Source organism: Vibrio iocasae (assembly GCF_042245395.1).
GTDB classification, from domain to species: domain Bacteria; phylum Pseudomonadota; class Gammaproteobacteria; order Enterobacterales; family Vibrionaceae; genus Vibrio; species Vibrio iocasae.
Map to the genome: position 1 here is coordinate 1411181 of NZ_CP145311.1, position 13971 is coordinate 1425151.

A 13971-nucleotide genomic window follows, 5' to 3' on the forward strand; every position below is an offset into this window, starting at 1 on the left:
TAGTTATTTGGTGGCTCTTCGAGTATTTAAAACTATAGAACTATTGCTATCTACGCTTAGCCCAAGTCCCCCAGCATGCAATGCCGAGAACCTCTATTTCATCTTCAGGTAGAGAGTGAATCGGGTTTTTAGAAGTATCATCGCCATACCATACATGGACGGTATCTGCGACTTTAACCAGTGTAAAAAAGTCGGGTATTGGGTTGTCACCGATTCTGGCTAAGACCAAGTCGTCGTTTACCCAGTTCTTATCCAGATCGATCAGTGCAGCGCAATCCCAAGTATGGGAGATGTTTCCCTGAGCTGGGTACACCACACCAAAATGTCCGCTGTGCTCTTTATGTACAGGCATCTTAGTTACTATAGGAGCTTCTCCTGTTTCCAGAAACTTAGCAATATCGGCACGGCTATACACGTTTACCGTGACCGCTTCACTGGTCACCATCTGATTGACAGTATCTTCGTCTGTGTACTTATCACCGATACCAAATGCCAACCAGTGTGGCTGGACACCCAAATACCTGGCGATTTCAGAGATTTCTTCTACGCTCGGATAGGTTCGGTTATCAGATCTAGATAAGTATCTTCCTACCGTCGCTTTTCCTTTACCAATTCCAATTGCAAGGCTTGCGTTGGTCTCGCGCCGTTCTTTGAGCAGCGCGATTATTCTGTCCTGATAGTTCTCATGCATTGAAGATTTACCCATCTGTAATAGTTCTTGAAATCAAATATGAAACATACCGGAACATAATTCACTCGAGTGTGATATTCAATAGTATTCAAGAAAAAATGGAACATGAATCATCTATATGCTGTCCTCTGGTCCTGTTTTCACTCCTTTTTCGTAACAAATTCAGAACAAATGAATCAAAAATGATTCGGTAAATGTCATGCTTGGTTCAGGAATGTCAATCGAATGTCAATTGTGTTCCGATTTCAAAAATGATTATTCACATTTGAAATATGACTGTGTAATATCCACTTCGAAATCAAATATGAGGCTGAACCTTGATTATGTGTCATATATAGTGCTTGAGGTTGGTCAAATTTAATCGCTCCACACATCATAGGAAACACAAATGAAAAAAGTAGCAGTAGCATCAGCAGTATTGGCAGCCATCACAGCTTCTTCTGCGTTCGCGAATACCTCTATCGAGGTTTACTCTGATCGTAGCACTTCTGATAGCAAGTTCTTTGAAGGCGCTAAAGGTGCGACACAGGGTATTATTATTGGCCACTCTCCGATGGATAATCTTGGCCTTGCTGCAGAATTCACAACCAACAAAGAAATTGATCTTGGTGCAGCATACAAGTTCGACTTGTCAGAGAACTTCTACGTAAAACCTCAGGTAGGTTACGTTGTTAAATTCAAAGATGGTTTCTCTGAGTCTTGGGATGACCTACCACCACTTAAGCCAGGTGACTACACAAAACTAACTATTGAAGATCCAAATTCTGATGTAGTTAAGGCTGGCCTTGAAGCTGGCGCTGCATTTGGTGATTTCTTTGCGTCTGCTCGTTACCGTATCGATTTCGATATTGAAGCTGACAAGATCAAAGGTACAAATGTAAAGAACGGTGCTTCTACTAATTTCCTAAAAGAGAAAAGCCGTATTGGCCGTACCGACCTAATGGTTGGTTACAACCTGGATGCTGTATCACTTACAGCTAAGGCTATCCACAAATCTCAGTTAAACAAAGATATTCGTGACATAAACGGTCTGTCTGGTGACGCAAACTCTTTCTGGACAAGTGAGTTCAAAGCAACCCTGAACAACTTCGACGGTGTAGCACCGTACGTTCAGTTCGCTCGTAACCACGAGAACAAAGACAACCAAATCAAACTAGGCGCGAAATTCTCGTTCTAAGCAAATTCTCCACAACTCTCGTTTAAAAATCCATGTGGATTCATTGGGAACGGACTCCCTTATTTTTAGGAAATTCCAATGAAAAAAACTCTCTTAGCACTGTCTGTTGTAGCTTCTTTCTCTACTTTTGCGGCAGACGATTTTGATGTTTATTTAACTGATATTAATAAGCAAATTAAAGAACACGGCCTTACAGTAGACAACAAAGGCATGGTAACGGATGCTGATGGCAACTATGTAGCCGATGCTACTTTCGAGAATGGCAGTATTCGTCTTGAAAACTCCAAAGAAGGTAAAGCAATTGATGTAGATGTAGCATCTGGTTCTGGTGTCTACATGGAAGATGGCTATATGGCTAATGTTGTTGTAATTGATGACACAAATTGGAAGCCAAATAATGATGTTATTGCAAACACGGTTCGCGCTAGTGATATCTTTAAGTCTGTGGATCGTATAGACGCAAAAGAAGACGAATTTGGTCGTCATGCTATCTATGGTAAAGATGGCGATTACATCGGTGGTGCAGTTTCTGGTGACGGCTATACAATAATCACTAACGAAAAAACTGGTGATACTGTTCGTATCAACGAGAAAACTGGTGAATACACATATTGGGATGCGGACAACAACGAGTCTAAGGGTTACATCGACAATGATGTTACTGTAGATCCTATTGATCCAGTAGACCCAAGCAATGGTCGCAAACCAATCTATGTTGATCCGACTGATCCTAAAAAGCCGAATGGAAGTGACCGAATCAAACCTGCAAACAAGCCTTTAGATGTACAAGATATCGTAGATTCTGGTGCTCATATCCAGGAAGACAAACAAGGTAACAAGTCTTTATACGTTAAGAATTCTGACGGTTCATCAATTTATGTTGGTGACGTTAAAGAGCTTGGAGATGATATTGTAATCAAGAATGGCAATGAAAATGCACATATCGATACTAAGTCTGGTAAGTACAGCTACACGGATGCAGAAGGCAAGGTTCACGATGGTCAAATCCGTGACAGAAACGGTATTGTTACAGAAGTGAAATCCAACAACGTTGTTAAAGTTAGTGACATTGTTAAATCAATAGGTCGTATTGATACAGAAGAAGACGAGTACGGTCGTAACGCAGTTTATGATGTAGACGGCAATTACGTTGGTGGTGCGATTTCTGGTGATGGGTACACAACCATCTCGAATGAAAAAACTGGTGATACCGTTCGTATTAACGAGAAAACGGGTGAGTACACATATTGGGACGCAGACAACAACGAGTCGAATGGTTACATTGACAATAATATTGTTGAACCGGTTGAGCCTCAAGACCCTTCAGAAGTGATCGATCGAGTAGCAAAAAATCTAGACGTTAAAGAAGAGGGCAATGGGGTTTACAGCATCAATAAAGGTGAGCATGCGGGTACTCGTATCAACTCAAATACTGGTGAAGTAACTAATGTTCGAGGTGATAAAATTGGGCAAATCAAAGTAGATGATGCTGGTAATGTTATTGTTGAAGAGCGCTCTGGAAACTCAGGCACTCCAGTCAAGCCTGCTGGCAACGTTATTGATGATGCAGCAAACGCAATTAGCGCAGAAGTAGATAAGCGTATTGCAGAGGCTGGTGCTTCTGTGGAGCAAGATGCAAGCCGTTATGCTAATACAGTGGACCTGAACTCTAAGCGCATCGACAGCTTGGAACAGAGCATGAGAGAGATGGGTAACAAGATGCTAGTTCTTGAAGACCGTATGGATGGTGTTGTTGCTTCTGCTCACGCTATCTCAAACGCTCGCCCAGTACTGTCTTCTGCTGGTCAGTACGGTGTTGGCGTAGGTGTTGGTGCTGCAGGTTCTAAACAAGCTATCGCTGTTGGTGGTGCTATGCAGTTCTCGGAAAACTGGTCTGGTTCAATGTCAGTGAACTACGAAACGAAGGGCAAGCGTTCTTCTGACCAATTCTCGGCTGGCGTTGGCGCACAATACGTATTTTAAAAAAGCGTATCTAAATAAAAGAGAAAAAGGGAAGTGTCTTCGGTGACGCTTCCCTAATTTTTCCTGCCAATCTGAATCACTAACAAAGGTTTATTCATGAATAGTCTCGTTAAACAAGCAACAGCGGCATACATCTGTCTGATTCTTGTGGTTATTGCCATTGGTGTTCGTAATCTCCCTAAAGCATACGCGTCGAATTTTGTTGAAAATGTACATTACGTAACACTTAAACAGGAAGCGACACCTGAAAGCGAAATCAAGGTATTTTATTCACCTTATTGCAAACCGTGCGCAGCGGTTCATACGCCACTTCGAATTATTGCAGAGCGTGCTGAGGTCGAGTTTGTTGATGTCCCGGTAAAATTTGGCCCTATGGGTGAAGATTTTCAGGCGAGTATTGCTATAGCAAATAAGCAAAAGGTCGGACACGAGTATGTCGACCAACTTCTTAAAAACATCCATTACAAGCCAAGTAATGCTCCACAAACCCGCGAAGATTTAGCCAAGCTGATTGAAAGTTGCGGTGGCGATTCGGTTGATTTCCGTCAGGGTTGTAAAGATGTTCAACAGGATATTGCTACTTTCGACAAGCTAACAGAACAGTACCGTATTACTGCGACACCGACGATTGTTGTAAACGGCAATAAGCAAATAAAGCTGACGTCACTTAAAAGTATGTCTGAGTTAGAGCAACTTATCTTTGAACTTAGCGGTTCTTAATTAGTACTGGTTAACAACAAGTTAGAGCATTTGAAAGATCAGGGTACCCAAGTACTGGAGGTGCTCTGTATTTTTCACTGGTCACGCAACCAATAGTTCGGAGTACATGAGTAGCGATGTGTAAATTTCGGTTTCGTTTATTTAAAACGGTATTCGCCTTGTTATTGGCATCGGCTTTCCTCCTGTTTACCGGTCCATTTGGGATATTTGGAGGCACTCTCTACGCCATTTATTCTGCGGCTAAACGCATCATATATAGGTTAAAGCAGGCAGAATGGTCTCATAAAGCGAGGCTCATTTGGGCAAAACATAACGCCGTCTTTTCACTTAGTTTCATCCTCTTGTGGTCTGTCGTTGGCATAGGTATTTTTACCTACATTTCTTTGATAACCAATATTCCCATCGTGCTTGTTTGTGTCGGTGTTTCGATAATACCCTTGGTCGGCATCTATTTATCTGACGAGCTCAATGTTGACTACGGTGACGGTTATTAATGGAAAAGTTCGAGTATTTTTTGGCCGTCACCGCACCGATTCTCTTAACGCTAATTACGTGTGGAATCACTCTTTTTGCGGAAAAACCCGAGAGATTAGGCATGATCTTTATTTATGTCGGTGTCATATTTGGCTCAATATGGTTAGTGGGAATGGTTGTTCTTTTGATCATGGAGAAATACATCGAGATTGTTGAAGAAAAAAGACTTAATGATATTAAGAAACGCTTCAGATAACTCTTCACATTTCTACCCGAACCGCAATTCATCTACTCTTTCTTCTAGCGAGATAAATCGCACAGAATCGTTCTGGCAACTAAGACAAAATAGTGACGTATATTTCAATAGATTAGGCTGGAGAGTTCATGCGTATAGGGATTGATTTAGGCGGAACAAAAATAGAAGTTATTGCACTCTCAAATGAGGGTGAAGAGCTTTTTCGTAAACGAGTTGCAACGCCACGTGGCACATACGAAGGCACCCTGAAGGCAATAAAAGGGCTAGTCGATGATGCTGAAGCGGCTACTGGACAGAAAGGTACAGTCGGTATTGGCATACCTGGAACCATTTCTCCTTATAGCGGAAAAGTAAAAAACGCCAACTCTACCTGGCTCAATGGTCAACCTCTCGACAAAGATTTATCTGATTTGCTGGAACGCGAAGTGCGTGTCGCGAATGATGCTAACTGCATGGCGGTATCTGAAGCCACTGACGGTGCCGGAGCTGGAAAGCATGTTGTTTTAGCGCTCATATTGGGAACTGGTGCGGGAGCAGGGGTTGTTATTGATGGCAAACCGCATGCGGGTGGTAACGGCATTGGTGGTGAATGGGGTCACAACAACATGCCGTGGCAGGATACCGAAGAGCGGTCATTCTCTGATTCAACGCCTTGCTACTGTGGGCAGAGTGGGTGCATTGAACAGTTTGTTTCTGGTACTGGTTTATGTGCCGATTACGAGCGAAGGACAGGCAGAAAACTGAAAGGAAAAGAGATTTCAGAACTTGCGATGGCAGGTGATGAAACCGCGAACATTACGCTTGAGGCGTATGAACGACGTCTTGCCAAGTCGATGGCGGGTGTCATCAATGTTCTGGATCCTGATGTCGTTGTATTAGCTGGTGGTGTATGCAATATTGAGCGTCTTTATGAAAACATTCCAAAACTTTTACCAGAGTATGTCTTTGGTGGTGAATGCTTTACCGAAATCAAACCTGCAGTACACGGCGATTCCAGTGGTGTGAGAGGCGCAGCCTGGTTATGGCCTAACGAACGCTAAATAAAAGTACTGTATGGCACCTGTAACTCAGGTGCCACCTTTTGTTGGGTTATTAAAGCTGACAGAAAACCTTCAAAGACTCATCTTACTCATTTACTTCTATTTGAACCCCATCACCTTCTTAAAGTTGATTTATACCTAAGCGCTAATCCGGATCAAAAAACCGTCTTTTTAATAAATAAGTCGGTTGCGTAGCACGCACGACACGTGTACAAATTCAATCTATATATGCATCTATTAAATATAATTTATACGGAATATGATTTTGTTATTTTGGTGAATATTAAATTAAATGGCTGCTTTGTTATTTTTATGTAGATAATTTGAAACTGGGAGGTTTGCGAGTGACAGAAAAGAAAGGTGTATTAGCTAATATCGGCGTTCAGGTCGTAATAGCTATGATTATTGGTACTCTGGTTGGTGCCATCATGGGGGATTCCGCAGCGATGTTTGCACCGTTGGGGGATATATTTATTAATCTAATCAAAATGCTGGTGATCCCACTTGTTGCTGTTGCATTGATCTCTGGTGCTGCGGGGCTAGGTGATAGCTCTAATGCAGGTAAAGTTGGTGTGACGACTTTGGGCTTCTTTGCTCTGACATCAGCACTGGCAGTTGCTTTAGCATTGGTGATGGGTGAAGTTTTTCAGCCGGGTATCGGTATCGATGTTTCAAACATCGAAAGTATGTTCTCTTCTGAATATGCTTCCAAAGGTGAACTACCAACATTTTGGCAGACTATTACGGGAATGATTCCGACCAACGTGTTCCAGTCTCTGACGGAAGCGAATATTCTGCAAATTCTTGTGTTCTGCCTTTTCTTCGGTATTGCTCTTTCTAAGCAAGAAAAAGCGAAGCGTGAGCCTGTGATGCGTGGTGTTAACTGTGTTGTTGATTCAATGGTATGGATGATCAACAAGGTTATGCTTATCGCTCCACTGGGTGTATTTGGCTTAATGGCAGAAGCAGTTGGTACCTTTGGTTTTGGCGCCTTGATGGTCGTGGCAAAGCTATTCGTTGTTTACGTTGCAGCAATCCTAATTTTCGGTTTTATCGTCTATCCTTTACTGGTTCAGCTGCTTACCAAAACCTCTGCCCGTAAGTTCCTGTCGGTAATGAAAAAACCACAGGCAGTTGCTTTGTCAACGGCATCTTCAATGGCAACCCTGCCTGTAACAATGGATGCGACTGAGCACGAGTTGAAAGTTCGTAACTCTACGGCTTCATTTGTACTGCCTCTTGGTGCAACGATTAATATGTCAGGCAACGCGATTTACTACGGTTTGGTCGCTATTTTCTTCGCACAGTTGTTCCATATTGATCTTTCTATGGGCGCGTACATCGCCATCATCCTTACTTCAACTCTAGGTGCAGTAGGTCAGGCGGGTGTACCAGGTCCTTCATTCCTTGTAGTTGCAGTACTTCTGGCTGCAGGGATTCCAATCGAAGGCTTACCACTACTGTTCGCACTTGACCGAATTTTCGACATGATCCGTACGGCTCTGAACATTACTGGCGATGCGGCATGTGCTCTGATTGTTGATTCGTTAATCGAAGAAGATGCAGCAGAACCTGAGCTGAGCAAGCAAGAAGCTTAATCTTTCTCGAAATATAGCAAAATAGGCCTGCAAGAATGCAGGCCTATTTTTATTAACTCATCTTTTTGCTTAATGGTAGTTGCTTGCTGGAGCTCTACGCTATGTCCAGATATTTGTGTGTCTGAACAGACAATCTCCAATTACGACTGACACATGTTTCGATGCATAGCTCAGTGGCTCTTTTTCCCTGGCTAATAGGCTGAAGTGCAATTACGGTGTTTTCTGGTACGCCAGCGTTTACTAATAGCTCGTCCAGTTGCTCAATGTCTCTTTCTCTCGCCACAGGGTGTTTGATTTCATTTGCACGCAGTAGTGCTTGATCGAGTACCGGGAGTTTACCGCCCATACCTATCTTGGGTGACACTGTCACCCAAGTGTCATCTGAACATTTTACGGATGATGTACCACTGGTTTCGATTTGACACTGACACCCGATCGCTTCAAATGCTTGTGTGAGCTTGGTTAAGTCATAAATGCACGGCTCACCACCGGTGATCACTATGTGTTTGGCAGTAAAACCTTGCTGTTGGTAAATATCGATTAAGTCTTGCTCTGAGACCTGACACCAAAGGGGAGAGTCTCCCTGTTTCTCTATGATTGTTTGTGTATTGGTTTCATCGGTAGGAGTTGCGTCCCAGGTTTGTTTGGTATCGCACCACGAACAACCTACCGGGCACTCTTGTAAGCGGATAAAGATTGCAGGCACCCCTGTAAATACGCCTTCACCCTGAATAGTTTGAAAGAGCTCGTTGAGTTTTAGCATAGTAACAATCCGCCTGAGTTGGTTTTCGAAGAGGTGGGCTAGTTTATAGAAAATCTGATATTTATCCAGAACTGTTAGGTGCTCTACTTTTTACCGTATTGGATATGTATTTGTACCTGTTATGGTTTGACATCGAAGAGAAATAAAATAATGATAGGTTTCTTATTACAAGAGAGTAACTGGCAAGTTTTTACTTCAATTTTTAGCTTCTTGTTTATAGATACATAAATGTTCAGATGACCAGCATGGTCTAGAATATAAACGTCAATAATAAAAACACATTATCCAAAAGGTGTTGTCTTTATCTTATGGAAAAGATTTCTGATCAGAAGCTACTCACGTTCATTAAATATACTCCAGTTGCCATCATTGGACTCGCGACACTCGTCATTATTGCCCTGATCTTTTACGATAACCGAATCGAAGCCGAAGATAGGTTAGCAACCCTGCGCTCCGACTTTATTCAGCAAGAAAAGAAGCGTGTTAGACAGGAAGTCGATAGCGTCTACCAGCAAATGGTATACGAGAAAGCGCATACCGAAGCGGCACTAAAAAGCGAAATCAAGCAGCGGGTAAATGAAGCGCACGCCATTGTCTCAAGCATCTACAATAACAACATGGATAAACCTCGTGACGAGGTGATCAAACTGATCAAGGACGTTTTACGGGAAGTACGATTTAATGATGGCCGAGGCTACTATTTTATCTACGAAATGGATGGTACCAACGTTTTGCTGCCGCATCTTGAGCATATGGAGGGGACATCTCGCTGGGATATGAAAGACAGCAGAGGCTCCTATATTGTTCAGGAGTTGCTGGAGAAAGTGGAAGCACATGGCGAAGGCTTCCATCGCTGGTGGTTCTTTAAACCCCAGGACTTGGACAGTGATTTAGAAAAAATTGGCTTTGTTAAGCACTTTGAACCACTGAACTGGTTTATTGGTACAGGCGAGTATGTTGAGGATTTCGAGAAAGAAGTTCAGCAACGTTTATTGAACTGGATCTCTGAGATTCGCTATGGTGCATCTGGTTATGTATTCGTTATCGATAACAGTGCGACGATTCGGGCTCATCAGGATGATGACATGATTGATTTTCAGGGCTTCAATCTGCACGACAGTAATAAGAACTTTTACATAAGAGATCTGCTCGATACCGCCAAAGCGGGTGGGGGCTTTGTAAGTTATCAGTCTCCGTTTAAACCAGATGGTGTTGAGCGATCTGATAAAACCAGTTATGTACGTTGGTTTGATAAGTGGCAATGGGCAATAGGCTCGGGTATTTATCTTTCCGATATTGAAAATTACATCTCCGAACGCGAAGCCGCTATCCGACAACAAAATGATGCAGAGTTAGTGAAACTGATGTTATTCAGCTTCTTGATTGCATCGATCATGTTTGCGTTAGCTACTTATCTGAGTGGCCGATTATCGACCCGTTTCAGGAAATTTCAGGCGCAGATTAACCATGACTTTAACGAGTTGAACAGCAAGAAGAACAAGCTACAGCAAATTGAGCTTTATGATTCACTAACGGTTTTACCAAACAGAATTCAGTTTAATCACCTGGTTAAGAAGCATATTCAGGATGCAGAATTATCTGGTCGCTTTGTAGCCACTGTTCAGGTTGATCTGGACGACTTCAAGAGCATCAACGACCAACACGGTCATGCAAACGGAGACAAGCTACTTGCGATGTTAAGCCGTAGGTTTGAAGCCATCCTGGAGCCTGAGGAAAACGTATCCCGCTTAGGTAGCGACCAGTTTATATTCTGTTTCCCCGGACTGGTAAAAAAACAAGAGCTCAATGACAAAATTGAAATCATTCAAAAGGTGTTCTCTGACGACTTTGTTATTGATGATGAGAGCATTGCTATCAGCTGCAGTATTGGTATCGCAAATTATCCTGAAGATGGTTTGACGGCAGAAGAATTGGTGAGCAATACTGACATCGCATTGTATCAGGCGAAAAGTAACGCAAAGGGAGGCGTTCAGTTTTTCAATGCTGAACTCGCTGCCCAGGTTGAGCGAGAGTTTGAACCCGATTCTATTGAAGAGTTAAAACATTGATAACTCTTTAATAAAAAACATTAAGTTAGATTCAGTTTTATGCACCCCATGTTCTATACTCAGTGAAGAGCTATAGAAATGGGGTGTTGTTCTATATATGGCAAAAATTAATGACAGGAAGTTATTAAATCTAATTCGCTTTGCACCGGTGTTGATTATTGGTGTTTTTGCTATTGCCGTTAATATTGTGGTTCTACAAGATAACAGGCAAAAGGCGACGGATGCGATTGAATCACTAAGAGAAGAGTTAATAGAAAGGCAACAGGAGACAGTACAGCATCACGTTAGCCAAAGTGTCAAACAGATCCAGTTCGAGAAAAACCGCGTAGTAGGACATCTAAAGAAACAAGCACAAAGTCGGGTATATGAAGCCCACGAAATAGCCACCAACATTTACAACCAGAATCAAGGTAAATCTAAACAGGAAATTACGCGCCTCATTTCAGATGCGATTCGCCCGATCCGGTTCTTCGAAGGGCGTGGATACTTTTTTGTGTTCCAGATGGATGGCATCAACGTTGTGCATGGCCTCAAGACTCAACTAGAAGGCAAGTCTGCATGGGACGCTAAAGATATGCGTGGCACTTTTATCCTCAGAGAGCATATTCGTTTGATAAAAGAGCTCGATGGAGAAGCGTTTTACCACTGGTGGTATCAGAAACCGGGAGAGCCTGTTGAAGAAGAATTCGAGAAAATCGGATTCGGTAAACGTTTTGCGCCATATGACTGGTTTATCGGGACTGGTGAATATGTTGCTGATGTAGAGAATGACGTCAAAAAATCGATTCTAAATTGGGCGTCAGACTATGGTTACGATGATTCTGGCTACATTTTTATCATTGATAAATCGGGTGAAATTCTTGCTTCTCATGGTAAAGCCCGAATCGGTAAGTTCGTGGAAAAATCAGAGTCCGTGGATGGAAAGATAACCGTTGATGCCATGGCCGAGGCTACAGCCGATGGGGGTGGTTTTGTTCATTACAACGCTTCTTATAAACCCGGAGAGATTTTTGATGGAGAAGATGTTGCCGCAAAAATTAGTTATGTAAAAGAGATTGAAGATTGGGGTTGGTATGTAGGTTCTGGCTTCTATACCAAAGAGTTTGAACAGTATTTAACGCAAAAACAGTTAGAACTGGAAAACAGCAATAAGACTGAGTTTATAAAGATCTCAATCATCAGTTTTGTATTTACGCTTATGATCATGGGTGTGTCTCTGGTCGCTGGTAATTTAATCGCGCAAAGGTTTAGTAAGTTCCAGGAACGTATTGAAGAAGACTTTGGCGAACTGGAAAGCACGAGAGATCAGATGGAATACATGGCGCAGCATGATGCGTTAACAGGTTTACCAAACCGACTTCTTCTGATTGACGTGATTAGTCAGGGTATTGAGTATTCTAAAGAAAATGACAAGCAACTCGCAGTTATGTTTGTCGATCTTGATGATTTCAAGAAGGTGAATGATCTCTACGGACACTCCTCTGGAGATAAGTTATTGGAGATAATTAGCCGCAAGTTTGAATCAATTTTAGGAGCCAGAGACACGGTTTCGCGCTTTGGTGGTGATGAGTTTATTTTCTGTTTCCCTGGGCTGGATGACATCACTGCGGCAGAGAGAAAAGTTCAGGATATTAAAGGGGTATTTCAGGACCAGTTTGTCATCGGTGGCAAGGTGCTGACTACAGCTTGTAGTATCGGGGTGAGCATGTACCCGGATGACAGTGATTCCCCTGATTCGTTGGTTCGGAAAGCTGATATTGTCCTTTATAAATCAAAAGCCATTCGCAAAGGCGATGTGATGTTCTATGACGACAGCATCAATGAACAAGTGCAATACGACTTCGTCGTTGAGGAAGAGCTGAGAAGAGCGATTTATAAAGACGAGATATCGGTGCTTTATCAGCCTCAGATAGACGCAACCACGGGCAAGATGGTTGGTGTCGAAGCGCTGGCTAGATGGAGCAACATGCGCTTGGGTATGGTGTCACCGATTAAGTTTATTGCGGTTGCTGAAGAAACGGGCTTGATTCATGAAATCGGTTTATTCGTATTCCGAAGAGCGTGTGAAGACATTTCACTGCTCTCCAGAAATGGTGCTGACGCGCTTAAAGTTTCAGTGAACATTTCTCCTAAGCAACTGCTCAATCCAGACTTCCCACAGTTTCTGGCAGAAATCGTTCGCGATGTTGGTATAGATGTTAACAGGATCATTCTTGAAATTACCGAAAATGTGTTACTCGATGACTTGAATAAAGTTACTCCTATATTGAGCAACTTGAGAGACATGGGGTTCGGTATATCTCTGGATGATTTCGGCACAGGTTACTCATCGCTAAGCTACTTAAATAGCCTTCCGATAACAGAGATTAAGATTGATAGGATTTTTGTCGACAAGTTGTTAGTCAGTGAGCAAAGCACCAGCCTGGTTAAAGCAATCATCGCTATTGGAGAGTCTTGTGGTATGCGAGTCGTTGCGGAAGGTGTGGAAACTAAAGAACAGTTTAGCAGCCTGCTTTCGTACGGTTGTGGCTATGTGCAAGGATACTACTTCGAAAAGCCGTTACCCATACAGAAAATTAGTCAGTGGGATGGCTTTCAGGAGTTAGCCTGAGTCTGAAAATACGTAACATAGATTCAATTGATAGATAAATCATTATTCAATAGCCCTTACTTTATTAAGTAAGGGCTTTTTGATGTAACAACATAAGAAAAAACGACAATTAATTAGTGAATCAAGATGTAAATATCAAGGTTGTTGCTAGGCTAAATAGTATGGGTTATGAGTTTAAGTGCATGGATGAGCTTAAACTTTATGTTTTAGGGAGAAGTTATGACAAAAACCATATTAGTTGTTGATGATTCCGATTCATTAAGGGAGGTCGTTTCTATTGCGCTTTCAGAAGCCGGGTACAAGGTCTTGGAAGCGAGGGACGGGAAAGATGGCCTGTCTAAACTCAATGGGAGCCGTATTCACCTTATTATCAGTGACGTAAATATGCCCATTATGAATGGCATTGACTTTGTCAAAAACGTTAAACAGATACCGATCTACAAGTTTACACCGATAATCATGCTCACCACTGAAAATCAAAAGAATCTAATGGATGAAGGGAAGAAAGCTGGAGCTAAGGCCTGGATGATAAAACCTTTTAAACCAGATCAGATTCTGCAAGCCGTCTCTAAGTTGATTACATAAGTTT

The 13971-nt window shown here is 42.3% G+C and carries 11 protein-coding genes; 9 read left to right on the top strand and 2 right to left on the bottom strand.

Annotated elements, in window-relative coordinates; translation table 11 throughout:
• Positions 1–46 precede the first annotated feature (46 nt).
• Entirely contained in the window at positions 47–706 is a 660-nt protein-coding gene (locus tag SNR28_RS16295; protein WP_375753720.1) for a helix-turn-helix domain-containing protein, read from the bottom strand.
• 373 nt (positions 707–1079) lie between these two features.
• Here SNR28_RS16295 and SNR28_RS16300 point away from each other — a divergent pair, with 373 nt between their 5' ends.
• From SNR28_RS16300 to SNR28_RS16325, 6 genes are all read left to right on the top strand, one after another.
• Positions 1080–1868 carry a hypothetical protein gene (locus tag SNR28_RS16300; RefSeq protein WP_375753721.1) on the top strand — a complete coding sequence of 263 codons (789 nt, stop codon included), beginning with the start codon at positions 1080–1082 and terminating at the stop codon, positions 1866–1868.
• A gap of 78 nt (positions 1869–1946) precedes the next feature.
• Positions 1947–3851: a YadA-like family protein gene (locus tag SNR28_RS16305; protein WP_375753722.1), complete on the top strand. Its 1905-nt coding sequence runs from the start codon at positions 1947–1949 to the stop codon at positions 3849–3851.
• 96 nt (positions 3852–3947) lie between these two features.
• Positions 3948–4571: a DsbA family protein gene (locus tag SNR28_RS16310; RefSeq protein ID WP_375753723.1), complete on the top strand. Its 624-nt coding sequence runs from the start codon at positions 3948–3950 to the stop codon at positions 4569–4571.
• 493 nt (positions 4572–5064) lie between these two features.
• Positions 5065–5301: a hypothetical protein gene (locus SNR28_RS16315; protein ID WP_375753724.1), complete on the top strand. Its 237-nt coding sequence runs from the start codon at positions 5065–5067 to the stop codon at positions 5299–5301.
• Between the two features lie 128 nt (positions 5302–5429).
• Positions 5430–6341, top strand: a complete 912-nt coding sequence (gene mak, locus SNR28_RS16320) for a fructokinase (RefSeq protein WP_375753725.1) — start codon at positions 5430–5432, stop codon at positions 6339–6341.
• Between the two features lie 338 nt (positions 6342–6679).
• On the top strand, positions 6680–7939 hold the full coding sequence (locus SNR28_RS16325) for a dicarboxylate/amino acid:cation symporter (RefSeq protein ID WP_375754103.1): 1260 nt from the start codon (positions 6680–6682) through the stop codon (positions 7937–7939).
• A 94-nt stretch (positions 7940–8033) separates the two neighbouring features.
• On the opposite strand, the gene queE is transcribed toward SNR28_RS16325, so the two are convergent.
• Positions 8034–8702: a 7-carboxy-7-deazaguanine synthase QueE gene (gene queE / locus SNR28_RS16330; RefSeq protein ID WP_375753726.1), complete on the bottom strand. Its 669-nt coding sequence runs from the start codon at positions 8700–8702 to the stop codon at positions 8034–8036.
• Positions 8703–9010: 308 nt separating this feature from the next.
• On the opposite strand from queE, the gene SNR28_RS16335 reads away from it, so the two are divergent.
• From SNR28_RS16335 to SNR28_RS16345, 3 genes are all read left to right on the top strand, one after another.
• The gene (locus SNR28_RS16335; RefSeq protein ID WP_375753727.1) at positions 9011–10771 is read left to right on the top strand and encodes a cache domain-containing protein; all 1761 of its coding nucleotides are present in this window, start codon (positions 9011–9013) and stop codon (positions 10769–10771) included.
• A gap of 97 nt (positions 10772–10868) precedes the next feature.
• Positions 10869–13382 (top strand): cache domain-containing protein, encoded by a 2514-nt coding sequence (locus SNR28_RS16340; protein WP_375753728.1) that lies wholly within the window; start codon positions 10869–10871, stop codon positions 13380–13382.
• A gap of 219 nt (positions 13383–13601) precedes the next feature.
• On the top strand, positions 13602–13967 hold the full coding sequence (locus SNR28_RS16345) for a response regulator (protein ID WP_375753729.1): 366 nt from the start codon (positions 13602–13604) through the stop codon (positions 13965–13967).
• Positions 13968–13971 lie beyond the last annotated feature (4 nt).